The 21,231-nt window shown below is 71.1% G+C and carries 14 protein-coding genes and 1 pseudogene; 6 read left to right on the top strand and 9 right to left on the bottom strand.

Features of this window, described 5'->3' with window-relative positions; translation table 11 throughout:
* Positions 1-13 precede the first annotated feature (13 nt).
* From ACT541_RS04970 to ubiV, 5 genes are all read left to right on the top strand, one after another.
* A complete protein-coding gene (locus tag ACT541_RS04970) occupies positions 14-1,492 on the top strand; it encodes a Ni/Fe hydrogenase subunit alpha (protein ID WP_476134745.1) in 1,479 nt (492 codons plus the stop codon).
* The gene (locus tag ACT541_RS04965) at positions 1,489-2,160 is read left to right on the top strand and encodes a hydrogenase maturation protease (protein ID WP_476134743.1); all 672 of its coding nucleotides are present in this window, start codon (positions 1,489-1,491) and stop codon (positions 2,158-2,160) included. Before ACT541_RS04970 ends, ACT541_RS04965 begins: the two co-directional genes overlap by 4 nt.
* A gap of 89 nt (positions 2,161-2,249) precedes the next feature.
* Positions 2,250-2,810: a ubiquinone anaerobic biosynthesis accessory factor UbiT gene (ubiT, locus tag ACT541_RS04960; RefSeq protein ID WP_476134741.1), complete on the top strand. Its 561-nt coding sequence runs from the start codon at positions 2,250-2,252 to the stop codon at positions 2,808-2,810.
* Positions 2,807-3,808 (top strand): ubiquinone anaerobic biosynthesis protein UbiU, encoded by a 1,002-nt coding sequence (gene ubiU, locus ACT541_RS04955; RefSeq protein WP_476134739.1) that lies wholly within the window; start codon positions 2,807-2,809, stop codon positions 3,806-3,808. Before ubiT ends, ubiU begins: the two co-directional genes overlap by 4 nt.
* Before the next feature lie 5 nt (positions 3,809-3,813).
* Positions 3,814-4,743, top strand: a complete 930-nt coding sequence (ubiV, locus tag ACT541_RS04950) for a ubiquinone anaerobic biosynthesis protein UbiV (protein ID WP_476134738.1) — start codon at positions 3,814-3,816, stop codon at positions 4,741-4,743.
* 194 nt (positions 4,744-4,937) lie between these two features.
* Here the strand turns inward: ubiV and grpE are convergent, their stop codons facing one another.
* From grpE to ahcY, 8 genes and pseudogenes are all read right to left on the bottom strand, one after another.
* Positions 4,938-5,591 (bottom strand): nucleotide exchange factor GrpE, encoded by a 654-nt coding sequence (grpE, locus tag ACT541_RS04945; protein ID WP_476134736.1) that lies wholly within the window; start codon positions 5,589-5,591, stop codon positions 4,938-4,940.
* A gap of 181 nt (positions 5,592-5,772) precedes the next feature.
* Positions 5,773-6,099, bottom strand: a pseudogene (gene trxA / locus ACT541_RS04940) (thioredoxin); the annotation flags it as partial.
* A gap of 111 nt (positions 6,100-6,210) precedes the next feature.
* The gene (addA, locus tag ACT541_RS04935; RefSeq protein ID WP_476134734.1) at positions 6,211-9,741 is read right to left on the bottom strand and encodes a double-strand break repair helicase AddA; all 3,531 of its coding nucleotides are present in this window, start codon (positions 9,739-9,741) and stop codon (positions 6,211-6,213) included.
* The gene (gene addB / locus ACT541_RS04930; protein ID WP_476134733.1) at positions 9,738-12,959 is read right to left on the bottom strand and encodes a double-strand break repair protein AddB; all 3,222 of its coding nucleotides are present in this window, start codon (positions 12,957-12,959) and stop codon (positions 9,738-9,740) included. Before addB ends, addA begins: the two co-directional genes overlap by 4 nt.
* Before the next feature lie 28 nt (positions 12,960-12,987).
* Entirely contained in the window at positions 12,988-13,722 is a 735-nt protein-coding gene (locus tag ACT541_RS04925; RefSeq protein ID WP_476134731.1) for a nucleotidyltransferase family protein, read from the bottom strand.
* 25 nt (positions 13,723-13,747) lie between these two features.
* Positions 13,748-15,289, bottom strand: a complete 1,542-nt coding sequence (gene tsaE, locus ACT541_RS04920; protein ID WP_476134730.1) for a tRNA (adenosine(37)-N6)-threonylcarbamoyltransferase complex ATPase subunit type 1 TsaE — start codon at positions 15,287-15,289, stop codon at positions 13,748-13,750.
* A 35-nt stretch (positions 15,290-15,324) separates the two neighbouring features.
* A complete protein-coding gene (locus ACT541_RS04915; protein WP_476134729.1) occupies positions 15,325-17,838 on the bottom strand; it encodes a sensor histidine kinase in 2,514 nt (837 codons plus the stop codon).
* Between the two features lie 196 nt (positions 17,839-18,034).
* Positions 18,035-19,435 (bottom strand): adenosylhomocysteinase, encoded by a 1,401-nt coding sequence (ahcY, locus tag ACT541_RS04910; RefSeq protein ID WP_476134727.1) that lies wholly within the window; start codon positions 19,433-19,435, stop codon positions 18,035-18,037.
* 245 nt (positions 19,436-19,680) lie between these two features.
* On the opposite strand from ahcY, the gene ACT541_RS04905 reads away from it, so the two are divergent.
* Positions 19,681-20,265, top strand: coding sequence for a DUF4337 domain-containing protein (locus tag ACT541_RS04905; RefSeq protein WP_476134726.1), 585 nt, complete (start codon positions 19,681-19,683; stop codon positions 20,263-20,265).
* Here the strand turns inward: ACT541_RS04905 and ACT541_RS04900 are convergent.
* The gene (locus ACT541_RS04900; RefSeq protein ID WP_476134725.1) at positions 20,258-21,148 is read right to left on the bottom strand and encodes a LysR family transcriptional regulator; all 891 of its coding nucleotides are present in this window, start codon (positions 21,146-21,148) and stop codon (positions 20,258-20,260) included. The two genes, ACT541_RS04905 and ACT541_RS04900, sit on opposite strands and share 8 nt — an antisense overlap.
* Positions 21,149-21,231: the final 83 nt, after the last annotated feature.

Genomic DNA, 21,231 nt, shown 5'->3' with positions numbered 1-21,231 from the left:
GGAGAGCCGACACATGTCTCGTCTGGAAACTGCCGCCAATCCTCAGAAGCTGAAGCGCATCGCCATCGACCCCGTGACCCGCGTCGAGGGTCACGGCAAGGTGACGCTGCTGCTCGACGACGCCAACCGCATCCATCAGGTGCGGCTCCACATCGTCGAGTTCCGCGGCTTCGAGGTCTTCATCGAAGGGCGTCCCTTCTGGGAAGTGCCGGTCACCGTGCAGCGGCTCTGCGGCATCTGCCCGGTCTCCCACCATCTCGCCGCCGTCAAGGCGATGGACCTGATCGCCGGTTACGGGCAGTTGCCCTCGACCGCGGAGAAGCTGCGCCGGCTGATGCACTACGGGCAGATGGTGCAGAGCCATGCCGTCCACTTCTTCCACCTCGCCTCGCCCGACCTGCTGCTCGGCTTCGACAGCGAGCCGACGCGGCGCAACATCGTCGGCGTGGCGCTCGACTTCCCCGAGATCGCCAAGCAGGGCGTGCTGCTGCGCAAGTACGGTCAGGAAGTCATCCGCATGACCGCCGGCAAGCGCATCCACGGCACCGGCGCCATTCCCGGCGGCATGAACAAGGCGCTGACGCGGGCCGAGCGCGACGAGATGCGCAAGGACATCGACCAGATGATCGAATGGTCGCTGGGCGCCGTCCACATGGTCGCCTCGCTCCACCGCACCAAGCCCGAGTTCTACAACACGTTCGGCGAGTTCCGCTCGAACATGATGGGCATGGTCGATGCCGACGGCACGCTCGACTACTACCACGGCGGCCTGCGCGCGGTGACCGCCGACGGCGACACCATCTTCGACCACGTCGACTACGCCGGCTACGACCAGGTGCTCGAGGAAGAGGCCAAGACCTGGTCCTACATGAAGTTCCCGCACATCCGCTCGCTCGGGGCGGAGAACGGCTGGTACAAGGTCGGCCCGCTCGCCCGCGTCCAGTCGGCGAGCCGCATGTCGACGCCGCTCTCGGAGATCGAGCGCAAGAAGATGATGCAGCTCGGCAACGGCAAGCCGGTGATGGGCACGCTGTTCTATCACTGGGCCCGTCTGATCGAGGTGCTGAACGCCTGCGAGATGATCCGCGATCTGCTCGACGACCCGGAGATCCTCGGCACCGACCTGATGGCCGACAAGGGCGATCGGCGCGGCGAGGCGGTCGGCGTCATCGAGGCGCCGCGCGGCACCCTCTTCCACCACTACCGGGTGAACGAGGACGATCAGGTCACGTTCTGCAATCTCATCGTCTCGACCACCAACAACAATCAGGCGATGAACGAGGCGATCCGCTCGGTGGCGACCCAGTATCTCGACGGCCGCGAGGTCACCGAGGGGCTGCTCAACCACATCGAAGTGGCGATCCGCGCCTATGACCCCTGCCTGAGCTGCGCCACGCACGCGCTCGGCCAGATGCCGCTGGAAGTCGATCTGGTCGACGCGAGCGGTGCTCTGGTGCATCGTGCGAGACGCAACATGGCGGGGATCGCGTGAGCGAAGACACGACGGAAGAGAGCGACGGCGCGGAGACGCGCCCGAGCGAAGGATCGAACGACATGGGGAGCGGCGCCGACGCCGCTCCCTTCGGCTTCGGCGGACGATCCGCCAAGGCGACGGGGGCCGTCCCGACGGACGGCTCCGGGGGAGCGGCCGAGCCCGAACGCCCCGCCCGACCACGCGTCGTCGTGCTCGGATGGGGCAACGCGTCGCGTGGCGACGACGGGCTCGGACCGGCTCTCGTCGAGCGGGTCGAGGCGCTCGGCCTCGACCACGTCACCGCGCACGAGGACTTCCAGCTCCAGCTCGAACACGCGCTCGACCTGACGGGGGCGGACATCGCCCTCTTCGTCGACGCCAGCCTGATCGCGCCGGATCCCTTCTCCTTCGAGGAGATCGGCCCGCGCGAGGGGCTGACCCACACCTCCCACGCCATGGCGCCGGAGGCGGTGCTCGACGTCTATTCGCGCGTCATCGAACGCACGCCGCCGCCCTCCTTCGTGATGGGCATCCGCGGCGAGCAGTTCGCGCTCGGCACCGACATGGGCGAGGCGGCGCTGGCCCGGCTCGATGCGGCTTGGGACTTCCTGCGTCCGCTCCTGGAAGAACCGGACGTCGCGGCGTGGCGCGAGGCCACCGCCGGGCGGCATGCGACGAAGGATTGATCGACCGCAAGGACGGGCGGGGGCGGAGTATGAGACTTAGTCCCCGACCGCCTCGCCCTCCGGCGCGGCCCCAGCATGCCGGCACGATCATGACCGATACGCTCATCCCGCGCTTTCCAAGGCTCATCGACCGGATTCTCGGGCGATTGCCGACCCTGCCGCTCGACGTGGCGCTCGAGCGATTCGTCACTTCGCTGACCGATCGCCATCCCTCGCTGTTCTCACGGCTGGGCGACTACGCCTCCAAGCGCTTCCTGATCGAGCCGACCGATCTCTCCTTCGGCTTCCTGCTCGCCCCCGACGCGATCCGGCCGCAGCTCCACGCGGTCAAGCGCAATGCCGCCGGCACCATCGACGCCGACCACGACGCCCGCATCGCCGGACCGCTCGCCGCCCTCGTCGGCATGGTCCACGGGGCGCTCGACGGCGACGCGCTGTTCTTCTCGCGCGACATCGTCATCGAGGGCGACACCGAGGCGGTGCTGGCGCTGAGGAACGCCGTCGACGATGCCGAGATCGACTTTCCCGCCGAGATCGCCTCGATGACCGGTCCGGCCGCCTCCTACGTGTCGCAGGTGCTGGAGGCCGTGCGGCCGCTGGCGGAGAAGGTGACGGGCGTGGCGCTCGGCCGGCCGGGGGCGCCGGCATGAACGCGCCCGTGAAGGTCCGTCCCGAACTCGTCTGTCCCGCCGGTACGCCGGCCGCGCTGCGCACCGCCGTCGAGGCGGGGGCCGACGCGGTCTATTGCGGCTTCCGCGACGAGACCAATGCCCGCAACTTCCCCGGCCTGAACTTCGACGAGCGCGAGCTGATCGACGGCGTGAAGTTCGCCCATGCCCGCGGCGCCAAGGTGCTCGTCGCCATCAACACCTTCCCGCGCGCCGGCGGGGCGAAGGTCTGGCACGACGCGGTCGCCCGCGCCGAGGGGGCCGGCGCCGACGCCGTCATCCTCGCCGACATCGGCCTCGTCGCCCATACCGCCGAGAAGCACCCGAACCTGCGCCGTCATCTCTCGGTGCAGGCGGCGGCGGCCAATCCGGACGCGATCCGCTTCTGGGTCGAGACCTTCGGCATCCGCCGGGTGGTGCTGCCGCGCATCCTGACCGTGCCGGAGATCGCGGCGATCAATGCCGAAATCGCCTGCGAGACCGAGGTCTTCGTCTTCGGCGGGCTCTGCGTCATGGCCGAGGGGCGCTGCTCGCTCTCCAGCCACGCCACCGGCAAGTCGCCCAACATGACCGGCGTCTGCTCGCCGCCGAGCCACGTCCAGTACCACGAGGAGGGCGACGAACTGGTCGCCCGGCTCGGCGACTACACGATCGACCGCACGCCGAAGGGGGTCGCGGCGCCCTATCCGACGCTGTGCAAGGGCCGCTTCACCGCGGGCGACTATTCCGGCCACGTCTTCGAGGATCCGGTCAGTCTCGACGCGGCGAACCTCATCCCCGGCCTGATCGAGGCGGGCGTGACCGCCTTCAAGATCGAGGGCCGGCAGCGCAGCCGCGCCTATACCCAGGCCGTGGTGCAGGCCTTCCGCAAGGCGGTCGACGACTGCATGGCCGGCCGGCCGATCGCATCGGACATGACCCGGCGTCTCGCCGAGGGCCAGACGACGACGACCGGCGCCTACAAGAAGACCTGGCGGTGAATGCGATGACGACCGAGACGAAGTCCCCGGCGCTGGTGATGGGGCCGGTGCTGTTCAACTGGTCGGCGGATCACCTCTCCGACTTCTACGCCCGCGTCGCCGACGAGGCGGAGGTCACCCGCGTCCATGTCGGCGAGGTGGTCTGTTCCAAGCGCGAACCCTTCTTCGCCGACCGGCTGCCCGACGCCATCGAGCGGCTGACGCGGGCCGGCAAGACCGTGGTGGTCGACGCCCTCGCCCTGCCGACGCTGAAGCGCGAACGCCAGCTGGTGAAGGATCTCGCGAGCCTCGAGGGCGTCGAGTTCGAGATCAACGACATGACGCCGCTCGCCCATCTCGGCGACGGCCGGCGCTTCGCGGTGTCGCCGCTGGTCAACGTCTACGACGAGGGCACGCTCGGCTTCTTCGCCCGGCGCGGTGCGTGGTCGGTGGCGCTGCCCTACGAGCTGCCGATGGCTTCGATCGAGCGGCTGGCGGCGGAGGGCAATCGCCTCGGCGTCGAGATCCAGGTCCATGCCTTCGGCCGTCTGCCGCTGGCGATCTCCGGGCGCTGCTATCACGCCCGCATCCACGGGCTCGCCAAGGACAGCTGCCAGTTCGTCTGCAACCAGGACCCGGACGGGCTCGAGGTCGACACGCTCGACGGCGAGGCGTTCCTCGCGATCAACGGCGTCCAGACCATGTCGCGCGACTGCGTCGCCGTGCTGGACGAATGCGAGCGGCTGATCGCGGCGGGGGTCGGGGCGTTCCGCCTCTCGCCGCACGACTGCGACATGATCGCGGTGGCGGCGATCTTCCGCGCCCGGCTCGACGGCCGGATCTCGGCGGCGGAGGCCCGCGCCAAGCTCGGCGAGGCCGGGTTGAAGGTGCCGCTCGGCATCCCGATGATGAGCGGCGTCTGGCCGGCGACGGCGACGAGTGCCGCGCGGGCGTGAGGGCTCGCAGAGACGCCGTGCGCGGGTGCGCGATGCTTCGAGACGGGCCGCCGTCGGCGGCCCTCCTCAGCATGAGGCGCTTTCTATTCATCGCGTAAAAACAAGCGCCTCATGCCGAGGAGGGCGCCCATCGGGCGCCCGTCTCGAAGCATCGCGCACGTCGGCGAGGCCGCGGCAGAACCGCGGCCCCCGCCTCACACCGTCTTGTCGACGCCCGCCGGGGCTTCCGTCGGAGCGGCGGCCGGGGCTTCCTTCGGGCCGCCCTTGGCGACGCCGACGAGGGCCGGGCGCAGCACGCGGCCGGCGATGGCGAAGCCGTCCTGCATCACCTGCAGCACGGTGCCGGCTGCGACCTGCGGGTTGGGGATCTCGAACATCGCCTGATGCAGGTTCGGATCGAACTTCTCGCCGAGCGGGGAGAGCTTCTTGACGCCGTGCTTGTCGAGCGTCTTCAGCAGTTCGCGGCCGGTCAGCTCGACGCCTTCGACCAACGCCTTGCCGCCGGTCGCCTCGTCGGCGCGCAGCTCGGCCGGGGCATGGGACAGCGCCCGGTCGAAGTTGTCGCAGACCGAGAGCAGGTCGCGGGCGAAGCCGGTCACGGCATAGTCGCGGGCGTCCCTGATCTCCTTCTCGGTCCGCCGGCGCAGGTTCTCCATCTCGGCGAGCGTGCGCAGGAGACGGTCCTTGAGCTCGGCGTTCTCGGCGGCGAGCGCCGCGGCCGGATCGACCGGGGTCTCGGGCGCGGCTTCCGCCGCGGTCTCGCTCGGCTGGGCGGCGTCGGCCTTCGGGTCGATCGCGTTCTCGTCGGTCATGGCGTCCTCGGATCGCTGGTCCGCGGGAGCGGACAATCGTTCGAATTCCGCGGCTTGCGCGGACGGTCTGGCGTTCCCGCGGGGAGCGGAAAACGGTTCGGTCGGGATTTGCGATTTCCCGGCGCGGATTTCAAGGCCGAATCGCGTCTTTCGAAACGAAAGACCCGGCCGACGTCGCCGCCGGCCGGGTCGATCGATGCGTCATGGGATCGGGCGATCAGGCGACCGAGCCGTTGATCCACTCGACGAGCTTGCCCTTCGGCGCCGCGCCGACCTGCATCGACGCCGCCTCGCCGCCCTTGAAGGCGATCAGGGTGGGGATCGAGCGCACGCCGAACTTCATGGCGGTGTTGGGATTCTCGTCGATGTTGAGCTTGACGATCTTGACCTTGCCGGCCATCTCGGCCGAGATCTCCTCGAGCGCCGGGGCGATCATGCGGCAGGGGCCGCACCACTCCGCCCAGAAGTCGACGACCACCGGCTCGGCGGACTTCAGGACGTCGGTTTCGAAGGATGCGTCGGTGACTTTCTGCGTCGCCATGGAAGGCCTCGTCTTTCCTGCGACCGGACGTGGTCGCGTGCTTCGTCGCCAAACGTAGGAAGCCGGCAACCGAGCGTCAAGATCTCGGGGGTGGTCGGCAGGCCGGCTACCAGATCATAGAAGCGTGAGCCGGCGTGCCGCCGCGTCGAGTCGCGCCGCCTCGATCTCGTCGAGCCGCGGGAGCGCCGTCCAGAGAATCGCGCAGCGCACCCGTCGGCCGGGGAAGATCTCGCCGAGAAGCCGGCGATAGAGCGCGAGCTGGGCGACCTGCGCCTCGCTCGCCCGCGCCCGTTCCGCGTCCGTCCGTTCGCTCTTGAAGTCGACGACCAGAACCTCGGTCGCCGTCACCGCCAGCCGGTCGATCCGGCCGGCGACCGAGACGAGGCCCCCCTTGGCGTCGACGATCTCGCCGGCGATCGGCGCCTCGGCGCGCGAGCCCTCCGCGAAGACCGCGGCGAAGGCGGGATCGGCGAGGATCGCCTCGACTTCCGCGACGATCTCCTCGCGGGTCTCGGCGGCGAGCCGCGCGCCCTCCGCCGCGACGTGACGGCGGGCGACGTCGGCGCGCATCACTTCCGACACGTTCGGCAGCACTTCGAGCAGGCGATGGGTGAGGATGCCGCGCAGCCGTTCCGGGCTCTCGGGCGCCAGCGCCGCGTCGAGCACGTCGGCGGCGCGCGGCCGACGGTCGGATGCCTCCTCCTCGCCGACGCTCGACGGCGTCAGGCGACGCGGCACCGCGGGTGTCGGCGGCGGCCGGTCGACCCATCCGGGGCGCGCGGCGGCGAGCATCGCGGCCTCCGCCGGCTTGTCGGCCTCGAGGGCCACCGGTGCCGTCGGTCCCTCGCGCCAGACCAGCACCTCGCGCCCGTCGGCGGCGGGGACCGCCTCGGCCCTCTCCCGGAGCGCGGAAGCGGCGAGCGAATGCCAGCACGCCGGATCGGCACCGCGGGCGCCGGCATGGCCGCAGATCACCAGCCGGTCCTTCGCCCGCGTCATGGCGACGTAGAGGAGGCGGAGATATTCGTTCTCGGCGGCATCGCGGGCGCACGCCTTGGCGGCGTCGAAGGCACTCGGATCGGCCTTGCCCCGGCTCCAGGCGAGCGCGGGGTGCCGCCCCGGTACCGGGTGGGCGAGACGCAGGAGCGGCGGGGCATGGGTGGCCGAGGTCGGCGGCGCACCGCCGTCGACGAGGAAGACGACCGAGGCCTCGAGCCCCTTGGAGCCGTGCACGGTCATGACGCGTACCTCGTCGCGCGCCTCGTCCATCTCGCGCTTGATCTCCGGGCTGTCCGCGGCGAGATCCTCGATGAAACGCGACAGGCTCGGCGCCGGGCCGCGATCGGCGTCGAGCGCCTGGGCGAGGAACTCGTCGAGCACGTCGTCCGCTTCCGAGCCGAGGCGGGCGACGAAGGCGGCACGTCCCCCGTCGGCCGAGAGCACGCGGGCGAAGAACTCGTAGGTCGGCAGCCGCGCCGCCAGATCGCGCCAGCGGGCGATGCGGGCGGCGACCGCGGCGAAGCGCGGATCGCCCGCCGCCCGGCGCGTCAGCGCCTCCGACAGGCTCTCGGACCGCGCGCGCCGGCCGTCGCCCTCGCCGATCGCCGCGAGTTCGGTCAGCGCGTCCTCGTCGAGCCCGACGAGCGGGCTCTTCAGCAGCGCCGCCAGCGACAGGTCGTCCTCCGGCATGGCGACGACCCGGCCGAGCGCGACGAGATCGAGCACGGCGATGTGGTCGGCGAGTTTCAGCCGGTCTTGCCCTGCGACCGGGATGCCGCGTTCCTTCAGCACCCGGTTCATCGCGTCGACGAAGGGGCCGCGCTTGCGCACCAACACCATGACGTCGCGATACTCGACCCGCGCGCCGGTGCCGGCGAGGCGGAAGCCCGGGGCGGTCAGGCGGCCGATCTCGTCGGCGATGGCGCGGGCCAGCCGGACATGCGGCTGGGTGGCGGCGACGGCATCGAGCGGCGCGGTCCAGTCGGTCGGCTCCTCGAGCGTGTCGGGCAGTTCCATCGGCCAGACCGCGACCTCGCCCGGTGCATCGGCACGCAGCGCGGTGTGGGTGGTGTAGTCGGTGGCGTCCGACAGGATCTTCGCTCGCGTCGCCGGCTCGGCGAAGACCGCGTCGACCGCCGACAGAACCGCCGGCACCGAGCGGAAGCTCATCACCAGATCGACCCCGGCGAAGGGCTCGTCGGCACCGCGCGCCGCCGTCTCGAACTGCCGCCGGCTCGCCGCGAAGGTCTCCGGTGCCGCGCCCTGGAACGAATAGATCGACTGTTTCTCGTCGCCGACGGCGAAGATCGTCCGCCGCTTCGGCCGGGCGCCTTCGCCGGCGAAGAACTCTTCGGCGAGGCCGGAGACGATCCGCCACTGGCGCGGATTGGTGTCCTGCGCCTCGTCGATCAGGATGTGGTCGATGCCCTTGTCGAGCTTGTACTGCACCCAGGCCGCCGCCGAGCGGATCGACAGGAGATCGGCGGTGCGCGCCACCAGATCGTCGAAGTCGACCACCGAGCGCGCCCGCTTCGCCGCCTCGTAGGCCTGGATCACCCGGTCGCCGAGGACGAGCAGCGCGGCCGAGGCGCGGTGAGAGGCGAGGGCCGCGAGTTCGTCGAAGAGCGCGTCGAGCCGCGCCGCTTCCGCCGCCGCACGGTCGAGGAAGTCGGGGCGGGCATCGAGGATCTTCTTCGTGCCGAGGCTGCGCGCGGCCTTCGGCGTGCCGCTCTTGGTGAAGAAGACCGCGCGCCAGGCGGCGACGCGGTCGGCGATCGGCGCCGTCTCGTCGAGGGCGGCGAAGAGCCTCGCCGCCTGCTCCTGATCGGTCTTGGCCCCGGCGACGCTCGCCTCGGCGTGGGCGCGGGCGTAGGCCGCTGGAAGGTTCGGCGACGCGAGAATCTCGGCGCGGATGCCGGCTTCGTCGCGGCCGTCGCGAAGCCCCGTCAGGCGGCCGAGTTCGGCGATCGCCGCCTCGAGGTCGCCGGCCTCGCGGATCCAGCGGGCGAGATCGTCGCGCGCGCCGATCAGCGCCGAGAGCGCCCGTTCGAGCCCCATCTCGCCGCCCGCCTCGAGCGCGGTGGCGAGCGCCCGGCCGAGCGGGCCGGTTGTGCCTTCCGCACTCGCCGCGACCAGCACGCCCTCGCGCGCCCGCTGGACGAGTTCGCGCGTCCGCCGGTCGTCGAGAATGTCGAAGCCGCCACCGAGGTCGGCCTCGAGCGGGAACTGCTTGAGGATCGACTCGCAGAAGGCGTGGATGGTCTGGATCTTCAGCCCGCCCGGCGTCTCGATCGCCTCGGCGAAGAGCCGGCGGGCGCGGGCGAGGCGCTTCGGCGGGACGGCGTCGGCGCGGCCGCCCTCGGCCTCGGCGATCTTCTTCGCCAGTGCCCCATCGTCGGCCGTCGCCCATTCGCCGAGCGTGGCGAAGACGCGGTTCGACATGTTGGCCGCCGCCGCCTTGGTGAAGGTCAGGCAGAGGATACGATTGGCCGGCGTGCCGGCGAGCAGCGTGCGGATGACGCGCTGGGTCAGCACCCAGGTCTTGCCCGAGCCGGCATTGGCCGAGACCCAGGCCGAAGTGCCGGGGTCGGAGGCACGGTTCTGCCGCGACACGGTCTCTGCGGGGGGGACGAGACGGCGGCTCATGCCTCGCCTCCTTCGCCCGCCTCGCCGGCCGCCCATTCGGCGACGCGCGCGAGGTGATCGTAGGGGCCGGTGCGCGCCTTCTCGAACTGCACCCGCGGTCGCGACGGATAGCCGGTCGCCGGATCGCGATACTTGCGGACGAGCTTCGCCAGCGCATCCTCGGCGGCCTCCGCGAGGCCGGCGGCATCGAGCGCGTCGTCGCCCTTGGCCTTGGCGCGCTCCTGCCAGTCGCCGCCGTCGCGCCCGCCCTTGAGGTGGAGATAGGCGATCTCGGCGATGGTGCGGCCGGCGAAGGTGGTCGATCCCTCGTGATCGAAGCCGCCGGCGATCAGCATCGCCGTCTCCAGCGCCAACTGCGGCGAGAGGAGGCTCTGCACCTGTTTCTCGCTCGGCGGCGTGCCGGTCTTGTAGTCGAGCAGGCGGACCGAGCCGTCCGAGAGAAGATCGATCCGGTCGGCGCGGCCGGTCAGGGTGAAGACCTCGCCGTCGACGAGCGTGTCGCGGCGGCCCTTGATCTCGGCATGGCGCTCGACGACGAGGGCGCCGTGCTCTTCCTCCGCCTCGAGCCACCACGGCGCGATCGCCGCCAGCCGCGCCCGCCACAGCGCCACGGCTTCGGGGAAGGCGTCGAAGGCGGCGAGCTTCTCCTCGCCGATGGCGATGAGGCGTGCGAGCGCCGCCGGTCCCGCCTTGGCGCCGTCCTTCTCGACGAAGTCGGCGAGCACCTCGTGCAGGAAGGTGCCGCGCTCGGCGGCGCCGATCTCGCGGCCGATCGGGTCGATGGGATCGAGGCCGAGGATGCGACGGGCATGCACCGCGTAGGGGTCGCGGATCCAGGTCTCGATCTCGGTGACCGAGGCCTGTTTCGGGCGCACGTCGAGCGGCGGCTTCGGGTTCGGCCGGCCGATCGGCCGTGCCGTGCCGTCGCCGCGGTCGATCGTCCGCGCGAGGGCCAGATGCGGTTCGGCACGGGTGGTGAGCGTCGCGATCCCGCCCTTGCCCACCACCGTCGCGAGCCGCTGCAGCCAGCGCGAGGGGACCGTCGGCGTGCCGCCGGACCGTGCCGCGCGGGCGAGCAGGACGCGCGGGCTCGCGGCGCCCTGCACGAAGTCGTGGGCGGCGAGGCCGACGCGGCGTTCCGGCGCCTCGAGGGCCATGTGGCGACGCATGGGGCGCGACAGCCACGGGTCGGAGCGGGTGGCGATCGGCCAGATGCCCTCGTCGAGCCCGGCGAGCACCAGGAGATCGAAGGAGAGGAGACGGGCTTCGAGCGGACCGAAGACGAAGAGCCGCGCCCCCGGCGCGGTGCGCCGGTTGACCGGTCGGCTGCCGACCAGCGCGTCGAGGAAGCCCGGCCAGGTCGACCCGTCGAGGGCGATCTCGGCGGCGGGCGCCGCGGCGGCGGCGACGAGGTCGGCGAGGGTGCGGGCGAGCGCCTCGCCCTCCTCGTCGGCGAAGAGACGGGCGTCCGACCCGTCCTCGTCGCGGGCGAGGCGGCGGGTCGCCTCGATCTGGGCGGCGACCCAGTCGGCGAGCGGATGGTCGCCCTTCGCCCCGAGCGCCTCGAGCGGCGCCAGGATCGCGGCGAGGTCGACGAGCAGGGCGCGGGCGGCGACGCGCGTCTCGGCGCCGATGCGGCGACGAGGGGCGGCGGTGCGTCCCGGGTTGGCCTCGATCGCGGCCGAGGCCTCGTCGAAGGCGGCGATCAACCCCGCCATGCCGGGGGCGGGGCGCGGGCCGCGCAGCGCGATCAGCTCGATCGCGCGGCCGAGCCGTCGCGCCTCCGCGCCGTTGCGGCCGAAGCGAGCGAGCGGATGGGAGAGCAGGGTCGCCACCGCGATCGGATCGCAGCCGGAGAGCGCCACCTCGCCGGCGAGGCGGAAGAGCGTGCCCGGCGCGGTGTGGCCGAGCGGGCGGCCGGCGGAATCGTCGATCTCGATGCCCCAGCGGGCGAGTTCGGCGGCGACGCGGCGGGCGAGGTTGCGGTCGGGGGTGACGAGGGCCGCCGTGGCGCCCGGCACCTCGATCGCCTCGCGCAGGGCGAGGGCGACCGCGACCGCCTCCTCCGCCTCGTTGCGCGCCTCGAGCAGCGACAGGCCGGAGAGCGCACCGCCGAGATCGAAGGCGCCGGCGACCGCCGCTTCGGCGAAGCCGCGCCAGTGCTCGGTGGTCTCGGCCGGCCGCATCGCCTCCGACAGCAGCCGCCGGCGGGCGACCGCGTCCACCCCGCCGTCGCCGCCGATGCGCGCGACGTCGGCGCGCGTCAGGCCCAAGCGGTCGAGGAGCAGGCGGAGGCCGTATTGCGGATGCGACGGGACGGGGTCCGCCTCGCTGCCCACGTCGGGTTCGAGGCTCGCCCAGGCCTCGTCGTCGAGGTCGAAGTCGAGGCCGGGCAGCACGGCGATGCCGCGCGGGCTCAGCGCCACCGCCTCGATCAGATCGGCGGTCGAGGGCACCGAACCGGTGGAGCCGGCGGCGATCACCGGCCCCTTGGGCGGATTCTCGGCGATCCGCCGTGCCGCCGCGCGCACCGCCTCGTGGCGGCGCACGGTCGGGTCGGCCCGGCCGATCTCGGCGAGATGGTGCGGCCAGGCCTCGGTGACGATCGTCAGGAACGACCGCGTCAACTGCCAGTAGAGCGCATGGTCTTCGGGAACGAGCGTCGCGAGCCGGCTCCAGTCGACGCCCTGCGACACGACCTGGTCCATCAGCGTGATCAGCGCGTCGGCGAGCTTCACCGCGTCCGCCGGGCTGGTCGGCAGCGTCGGCATGGTCCCGGTCAACGGATGGGCCGTCGCCGCGCCGAGGAGCTTGGTCCAACCCATGACCAGCCGCGTCATGGTGAGGCGCCGTTCGAGCGGGCCGACGACGGGTTCCAGATCGAGGTCGACGTCGACCAGTTCGCCGTCTCCCTCGACGTCGCCGAAGGGGCGGATGTCGGGCAGCAGCACCGCCCGGCCGAAGCCGCGGGCGGCGACGGCGGCGACGATCGCGTCGGCCGCGGCGCGGGCCGCGCGCCGGGTCGGCACCAGCAGCGTGACGGAGGCGAGCGCCGCCGGATCGGAGCCGTCGAAGCGGAAGTCGGGGAAGAGTTCGCCGTCGAGCAGCGCGTCGACCAGCGTCGGCAGGAAGGGGCGCCCGGCCGCAATCGAGGCGACGCGCGGCGTCCCGCCGGAGACCCGATCGGAGATCGCGGGAGACGTCGCTTCGCCGCTCATGCCGCCTCCGTGGCGCCGGTCCGGCCGATCAGTCGGCGCTCTCGGCGATCGCCGCCTCGGCTTCCCTTATCGCTTGCGGGGTACCGACGTGCAACCACTGCCCGTTCATCCGCTGGCCCCACAGCCGGCCGGCGTCGAGGGCGCGATCGAACAGGAGGTTGAGCGAGAAGCGGCCCTTCGGCGCATCGGCGAAGAGGCGCGGCGACAGGATCGCGGCGCCGGAATAGACGAAGGGCGCGACGCGCGGCGAGGTGCGGCGCGACAGGCGCCCCGTCTCGTCCATCAGGAAGTCGCCGGCGCCGTCGTAGCCGATCGAGCCGACGGTGGGGGCCAGCAGCAGCAGCGCGTCCATCGCCGCCTCGTCCCAGCGCGCGGCGAGGAGGTCGAGATTGGGGCTATAGCCCTCGATCCAGAAACTGTCGGAGTTGATCAGGAAGAAGGGCTTCTCGCCGAGGAGCGGCAGCGCCTTGACGATGCCGCCGCCGGTCTCGAGCAGTTCGGCGCGCTCGTCGGAGAAGACGATCGCGGGCGTCTTGCACTTGGCGACGTGGACCTCGACCAGATCGGCCAGCCAGTGGACGTTGACCACGGCGGTCTCGACGCCGGCGGCGCGGAGCTTCTCCAGCCCGTGGTCGATCAGCGAGCGGCCGCCGACCTCGACCAGCGGCTTCGGCGTGGTCGCGGTGATCGGGCGCATGCGCTTGCCGAGGCCCGCGGCGAGCACCATGGCGTGGGTCGGGCGGAACGGCTTCGATGCGGTCATGCGAGACTTCCGAACCTCTGAGGAATCACGGGGCGACGCGCCGGTCCCCCGGCACGACGTCCTCATACCAGAGCTTCAGGCCCTGCAACACCGGCTCGGCGAACACACGATCGAGATAGTTCCACAGCCGCGGCATGTGGGCGAGGTAGTGCGGTTTGCCGTCGCGATGCTTCAGCCGGGCGAAGACGCCGAGGATGCGGGTGTTGCGCTGGGCGGCGAGAATGGCATGGGCGCGGCGATAGGCGCCCTCGTCGAAATCGGGATCGGCGGCGCGGCGGGCGGCGACGTAAGCTCCGACGAGATCGGCCTCGAGCGCCGGGGCGACGTCGACGCGGGCATCCTGGGCGATCGAGACGACGTCGTAGGCGGGATGGCCGAGGATCGTGTCCTGGAAGTCGAGAAGGCCGATGCGGGCGAAGCCTGCGCGATCCTCGAGCCACAGGATGTTGGGCGAGTGGTAGTCGCGCAGGCACCAGGTGCGCGAACCGGCGAGGATCTCGTCGAAGAGCGGCGCCCACAGCGCTAGGAACGACGCGCGCTCCTCCACGCTCGCCGGCCGGCCGAGGAGATGCGGCACGCCCCAGTCGAGGAAGACCGAGACCTCGGCCTCGAGATTGGCGCGGTCGTAGGCGGGCAGCGCATAGGCACCGCCGTCGCCGTCGTCGATCGTCTCGGGCAGCGGCGCCCCATGGAGATGCGCCAGCAGATCGACGGCGGCGCGGTAGCGATCCGGGATCGGCAGCGGCGGCTCACCTGCGACGCAGAACTCGGAACCGAGATCCTCGAGCAGCATCAGCCCGGCATCGAGATCGTGGGCGAGAATCTCCGGTACCGAGATGCCGCGCTCGGCGAGCGCCAGACCGAGCGCCAGGAAGGGCCGCGGCCCCTCGGCGAGCCTGGCGGCGGCGCGCGCCGCAACCCGGGCGCGGCCGGCGGCGTCGTCGGGCTCGGGCGGATGGTTCATCAGCACGGTCGAGCCGGTCTCGTCGTGAATGCGCTCGTAGGAGCGCGACGAGGCATCACCCTGCAGGTGGCGGCGATGACCGCGGGGCGAGCCGGCGGTCTCGAGGAAGGCACGGATCTCCAGCGTGCGGGCGATGCGTGCTCCCCAGGCGGCCGCGGGGCCGGTCAGGCGGACGACGCGTTCGTCGGCGTCGGCGCCGGGGCCGATGGCGACGACCAGCATCGTCGCCGGCAGCCGGTCCTCACCGCGATCGGGCCATTCGACCAGCGCGGCGCCTTCCCCGATCGCCTCGTCGAAGCCGAGTTCGTCGAGTTCGGAGCCGTCGGAGAGGCGGTAGAGGTCGTAGTGAGCGACCGGGAAGCGCGGCAGGTCGTAGCTCTGCACCAGCGTGAAGGTCGGGCTCGGGACCTCGAGCCGATCGTCGTCGGCGAGGGCGCGCAGCACGGCACGGGCGAAGGTCGACTTGCCGGCGCCGAGATCGCCGACGAGCGCGACGACATCGCCACGCCGCAGGATCGCGGCGAGATCCTCGGCGAGGGCGACGGTCGCCCTCTCGTCGTCGAGCGTCAGCCGGAGGTCGAGGACGGCGGGTTCGGCGCTCATGGTCGGGCCTTCGGGTGTCGGTGCGGGGGCGCCGATCACTCTCCGGCGAGGCCGAGCGGCGTCGGCTCGACCGTCGCGGACGGGCGTTCGGCGGGGGCGAGCGGCATGCGGCAGACGACCTCGGTGCCGCGTCCCTCGGTCGAGGTGATCGCGACCGTGCCGCCGTGCAGTTCGACGAAGCTCTTGACGATCGACAGGCCGAGACCGGCGCCGCCGCGGTGGGGGCCGCGGCGCTTGGTGTAGAAGCGGTCGAACACCTGGGCGATCTGCTCCTCGGGGATGCCGACACCCTCGTCGGCGACCGACAGCATCACCTCGCCGCCGTCGCGGCGGGCGCGGATGCGGACCTCGCCGCCCTCGGTCGAGAAGGAGACGGCGTTGGAGAGCAGGTTGAAGAGGATCTGACGGATGCGCTTCTCGTCGGCGGCGACGATGCCGAGATCGTCGGCAATGTCGGTGACGAGACTGAGGCGGTTGGCGGTCAACCGATCCTTGATGCCCTCGAGCGCGCTCTCCACCGTGCGGGCGAGATCGACCGGTCCGAGCTCGAGCCGCATGATGCCGGCGTCGATGGTGGCGAGGTCGAGAATGTCGTCGACGATCGCCATCAGCGCCTGGCTCGACGACATGATGTGCTGCGTGTAGTCGCGCTGCTTGTCGTTGAGCGGGCCGGTGCGGGTCTGGTCGGCGAGGAGATGGGTGAAGCCGACGATGTTGGTCAGCGGCGAGCGCAGCTCGTAGGAGACGAGGCCGACGAAGTCGGTCTTGATGTGGTCGGCCTCCTCCAGCGCCTCGTTCTTCTCGACGAGGGCGCGCTCGACGTTCACCGTGTCGGTGACGTTGACGAAGGTGACCAGCGTCGCGCCGTCGGGCAGCGGCACCGAACCGTATTCGACCACCATGCCGTCGCGCCGCTCGAGCGCGCCGGTCAGCCGCTCGCGGTCGTCGACGAGGCCGGTCACCGCCACCTTGAGGCGGTTCCAGGTCGCCGGATCCTCGTGGACCAGCGACATGCGCAGCACCACGTCGGCGATGTGCGGCTTGCAGTCGAGATCGGTCTCGGCGAGACGCCACATGCCGGCGAAGGCCGGGTTCCACAGCCGCAGGCGGCCGTCGGAGCCGAACACCGCGACGCCTTCGGAGAGATGGTCGAGCGTCTCGCGCTGGACACGGACGAGCGCGTTGTTGCGTTTCTCGAGGTCGATCTTCTCGGTGACGTTCTCGTAGACATAGGTCACGCCGCCCTGCGGATGCGGGTTGGCGATGACGCGGATGGTCTGGCCGTCGGGCAGATGCCACCAGTGCTCGCGGGCGTCGAGGCTCTGGTAGGCGGCCTGCATGTCGCGCTTCCACGAGCGCCAGTCGGCCTGCTCCGGCAGCTTGCGCGAGGCGCGCAGCCGGTCGAGCACGGCACCGTCGTCAGGCGAGGACTCGAGGAAGGCCGCGTCGAGGCCCCACAGCGAGCGGAAGGCGGCGTTGTAGAACTGCAGCCGCTTGTCGCCGCCGAAGATGGCGACGGCGGTCGCCAGCTGGTCGAGCGTGCGGGCGTGGAAGTCGATGGTGCGGCGGAGCTCGGCCTGGATGCGCTCGAGATTCGAGACGTCGATGGCGATACCGGCCTCGCCGTGGGCGGAGGCGACGTCGACGACGTCGTAGGTCAGCCGTTGGCCGCCCACCACGACGGGCAGACGCAGGTCGACGGCGAGCGCGGCGTTGCGCCCCTGCGCGATCGCCTTGCGGCCGGCGGTGTCGAGCAGTTCCAGCCCGTCGGCGACCGCCTGGTTGGCGTCGAGCGCGTCGACCGCCCGGGCGTAGGCCGGGTTGACCCAGGCGAGCCGGCCGTCGAGGCCGCGCAGCCACACCGGGCTCGGCATCGCCTCGAACAGCGCCCGCATCGCCTCGACGTCGGCCATCAGCCGGCGATGACGCTCGGCGAGTTCGGCATGCGCCCGGCGTTCGCGACCGAGGTCGGAGAAGCGCACGAAGGGCCGCCCGCCGGCGACGCGACCGCGCGCCTCGACATGGGTGCCCGAACGGGTGGCGATCTCGAGATCGAAGGGCGAGCCGCGTTCGCGCAGCGCCTGCGTCGCCCGGTCGAGGTCGCCGGCCGAGGACGGCATCAGCCAGTTGCCGAAGGCGAGGAACTCGGCCCGCGTGCGCGGTGCGCCGGCCTCCGGGCCGAGATTGCCGAGGAAGGCCGGCGCCTCGCCGGTCTTGCCGAAGGCGAGAATGATCTGATCGTCGGCTTCGAGCAGCGCCTCGGCGCGATCGACCTGCGCCTTGAGGTCGGCATTGTCGGCACCGAGCGCGGCGATCGTGTCCTCGGACCGGGCGCGGGCACGCATCATGCCGGCGGCCGAGGCGACGGCGACGGCGACCGCGCCGATCATCGAGGCGGTGAGCATGATCTGGTGGGTCGAGGTCACATCGGCGAGTTCGGCCGCCCGCGCCACGTCGAAGGCCCAGCCGCAGCCGGCGGCGGCGATCACCCAGCGGGAGACCGACCGTCGGAGCGACGTCGGAATCCGCCCTCTCCTCCGCCCCACCATGTCGAAGGTCCTCTCCACGCGCGAAATGACTGGCTTTGTGATCGGACTTCGAAGACGTGACGCGGTCGAAGCCCCCCGAATCACGATCAAGATACCGATCGACGGCAGGCTTCGGGAGAGTCCGAAACGAGAACATGAAAATGGCGCGACAGAAATTCTGTCGCGCCCAAGATATTGTGTTTCGATCGACTTCGAATCAATACCGGTAGTGGTCGGGTTTGAACGGACCTGCGGCGGTGACCCCGATGTAGTCGGCCTGCTCCTTCGACAGGGTCGAGAGCTTCACGCCGAGCTTGGCGAGGTGCAGGAAGGCGACCTTCTCGTCGAGCTTCTTGGGCAGCGTATAGACGCGGTTCTCGTAGGCGCCGCCGTTGGTCCACAGCTCGATCTGGGCCAGCGTCTGGTTGGTGAACGAGGCCGACATCACGAAGGACGGATGACCGGTGGCGTTGCCGAGGTTCACCAGACGACCCTCGGAGAGAACGATCAGACGCTTGCCGTCCGGGAAGACCACATGGTCGACCTGCGGCTTGATGTTCTCCCAGGTGTAGTTCTTCAGCGCCGCGATCTGGATCTCGGCATCGAAGTGGCCGATGTTGCAGACGATGGCGTTGTTCTTCATCGCGCGCATGTGCTCGATGGTGATGACGTCCTTGTTGCCGGTCGCCGTGACGAAGATGTCGCCCTTGGGGGCGGCGTCTTCCATGGTCACAACCTCGTAGCCTTCCATCGCCGCCTGCAGGGCGCAGATCGGGTCGACCTCCGTGACGAGCACGCGGGCGCCGCCGTTGCGGAGCGAGGCGGCCGAGCCCTTGCCGACGTCGCCGTAGCCGGCGACGACCGCGATCTTGCCGGCGAGCATGACGTCGGTGGCGCGGCGGATGCCGTCGACCAGCGATTCACGGCAGCCGTAGAGGTTGTCGAACTTCGACTTGGTGACGCTGTCGTTGACGTTGATCGCCGGGAAGGGCAGACGGCCCTGCTCGGTGAGCATGTAGAGGCGATGGACGCCCGTGGTGGTCTCCTCCGAGACGCCCTTGATCGAGGCGCGGACCTTGGCGAACCAGCCCGGCTGGGCGGCGAGGCGCTTCCTGATCTCGGCGAAGAAGACGATCTCTTCCTCGTTGCCCGGGTTGGCGAGGACCGTGATGTCCTTCTCGGCCTCGGCACCGAGGATGACGTACATGGTGGCGTCGCCGCCGTCGTCGAGGATCATGTTCGGCACGCCGCCGTCATGCCACTCGAAGGTCTTGGCGACGAAGGCCCAGTACTCCTCCAGGCTCTCGCCCTTGTGGGCGAAGACCGGGATGTTCGCGGCCGCGATGCCGGCGGCGGCGTGGTCCTGGGTGGAGAAGATGTTGCACGACGACCAGCGCACCTCGGCGCCGAGCGCCGTCAGGGTCTCGATCAGGACCGCCGTCTGGATCGTCATGTGCAGGCAGCCGGCGATGCGGGCGCCCTTCAGCGGCTGGGCCGGGCCGTACTCGGCACGGACCGCCATCAGACCGGGCATCTCCGTCTCGGCGATGGCGATCTCCTTGCGGCCCCAGTCGGCGAGGCTCATGTCCTTGACGGCGTAGTCGGTGAACTTCGTCATGTCGATCTCCGAAAGGTCGCGAGGGCGTCTCCCCTCGACGGGGCGCGCCGAGGCGCGCGCGGGCGCACCGCCCTCGAGGCGGTGCCGGATGGCGCCTTGTAGACGAGCGGCGCCACCATGGCAATAAGGATATAAAGATTTCTTTATATCATCGTGACAAGGCGCGACCTTCGATCTCGTTCACGAGATTGCCTTGATCGGCGTCAGAGTGTGTCTCTTCCGTATCGGGCCTTCCGGGAGGGACCATGGCCGAGTTCGAAATTCCGCAGGCTTCGTCGAGTGGCGAGAACGATGCCAGCCGCGACCGCTTCAACAACTGGATCGCCATCGCGGTGGCCGTCATTTCGGCCTTCATGGCGGTGTCGAAGATCAAGGACGACAACATCGTCCAGGCGATGCAGAAGGCCCAGGCCGAGACGGTCGACTTCTGGAACGAGTATCAGGCGCGCCGCCAGCGCCAGTTCGGCATCGAGCTGGCGATCGAGCAGACGAAGGCGACGCAGCCCATGACGCCGGAGCTCGAGGCGAAGCTCGGCGAGTGGAAGAAGCAGGCCGACGCCTACAAGGCGCGGGCCGACGAGTCCGCCGCCAAGGCCAAGGCCCGCGACGCCGCCTACAACGCCGGCAACGATCGCGACGATCTCTTCGATCTCTCCGACGCCATGCTGTCGATCGCCCTGGCGCTCTTCGCGGTCACCGCGCTGACGCGGGTGCGCTGGCTCTTCGGCGTCGCCACGGCGCTGGGCTCGGGCGGCATCGTCTTCGCCATCGCCGGCTTCAACGGTTGGACGGCGCTGCACCCCGACTTCCTGGTGGCGATCCTCAACTGACGCCATCGGGGCCCGTGTCGGCGCCCATGTCGGCGCGGGCGGCGAAGGTGGCGGCGAGCCAGTCGACGGTCGCCGCCACGGAAGGGTCGCGGCGCCGCTCGGGATGGACCAGCAGCCAGATCTCACGCGTCGGCAGCGCCGCCTCGGTGGCGATCGGCGCCAGCCGTCGGTCGGCCGCGGCGAGGAAGCGCGGCAGCACCGCGCGATGCCCCGCCACCGCCGCCTCGAGCAGCGCCGCCGCGGTGTCGGCGCGGAAACTCGGCACCACGCCGCCCATGTGTTCGGCGAGCCAGCGGCTCTCCGGCACGTGGGCGAGTTTCTCGCCGTAGGCGGCGAGCGGCAGGCGGTCCGGCGCCTCGGCGTCGGCCGGCCCGTAGAGACCGAAGGCGAGCCGGCCGATCCGCCGGGCGAGCGCGTCGTCCTCCGCCGGCCGGGCGAGGCGCACGGCGATGTCGGCCTGCCGCGCCGCGATCGAGACGTTGGCGTCGGTGAGATCGAGCGACAGGCGGACACCGGGATGGGCGCGGCGGAAGTCGGCCAAGGCCGGCGCTATGATCCGCGTCGCGAGGAGTTCCAGCGTCGAGACCGAGACGTGACCGTCGAGCCGCAGGCGCTCGCCGACGAGCCGCGTCTCGACCCGCCGCGCCGCCTCCGCCATGGCGCGCAGCTCGCCGACGACCTCCGTCACCGCGGGCAGCGCGACGAAGCGGCGGTCGATCCTGTCGAAGAGGCGGAGCCCCAGCCGTTTCTCGATGCGGGCGAGACGGCGCGAGGCGGTGGTCTGGTCGACGCCGCGCCGGCGAGCCGCCGCCGACAGCGTGCCGAGGTCGGCGAGATCGAGGACGAGGCGGAGGTCGTCCCAGTCGAGGGTGGGGTTCGGCATGATCGTCCCTGCGTTTTTGCAGTCTCGAGACCGATCATCGCCGATTTTCCTGCGAATGTCGCCGTGCGATCGATGGGCATGGT

This window comes from Pinisolibacter sp. DMC100 (genome assembly GCF_056313705.1).
This window is presented reverse-complemented; position numbering and strand designations above follow the sequence as displayed.

Excerpts from the sequence above, each read along its gene's own strand:
- ubiT (WP_476134741.1), top strand. The coding sequence starts at position 2,250 with ATGACCGATACGCTCATCCCGCGCTTTCCAAGGCTCATCGACCGGATT.
- addB (WP_476134733.1), bottom strand. The coding sequence starts at position 12,959 with ATGAGCGGCGAAGCGACGTCTCCCGCGATCTCCGATCGGGTCTCCGGC.
- ACT541_RS04905 (WP_476134726.1), top strand. The coding sequence starts at position 19,681 with ATGGCCGAGTTCGAAATTCCGCAGGCTTCGTCGAGTGGCGAGAACGAT.
- ACT541_RS04900 (WP_476134725.1), bottom strand. The coding sequence starts at position 21,148 with ATGCCGAACCCCACCCTCGACTGGGACGACCTCCGCCTCGTCCTCGAT.
- ACT541_RS04915 (WP_476134729.1), bottom strand. The coding sequence starts at position 17,838 with ATGGTGGGGCGGAGGAGAGGGCGGATTCCGACGTCGCTCCGACGGTCG.
- addA (WP_476134734.1), bottom strand. The coding sequence starts at position 9,741 with ATGAGCCGCCGTCTCGTCCCCCCCGCAGAGACCGTGTCGCGGCAGAAC.
- ubiU (WP_476134739.1), top strand. The coding sequence starts at position 2,807 with ATGAACGCGCCCGTGAAGGTCCGTCCCGAACTCGTCTGTCCCGCCGGT.
- ACT541_RS04925 (WP_476134731.1), bottom strand. The coding sequence starts at position 13,722 with ATGACCGCATCGAAGCCGTTCCGCCCGACCCACGCCATGGTGCTCGCC.
- ubiV (WP_476134738.1), top strand. The coding sequence starts at position 3,814 with ATGACGACCGAGACGAAGTCCCCGGCGCTGGTGATGGGGCCGGTGCTG.
- ACT541_RS04970 (WP_476134745.1), top strand. The coding sequence starts at position 14 with ATGTCTCGTCTGGAAACTGCCGCCAATCCTCAGAAGCTGAAGCGCATC.
- ahcY (WP_476134727.1), bottom strand. The coding sequence starts at position 19,435 with ATGACGAAGTTCACCGACTACGCCGTCAAGGACATGAGCCTCGCCGAC.
- tsaE (WP_476134730.1), bottom strand. The coding sequence starts at position 15,289 with ATGAGCGCCGAACCCGCCGTCCTCGACCTCCGGCTGACGCTCGACGAC.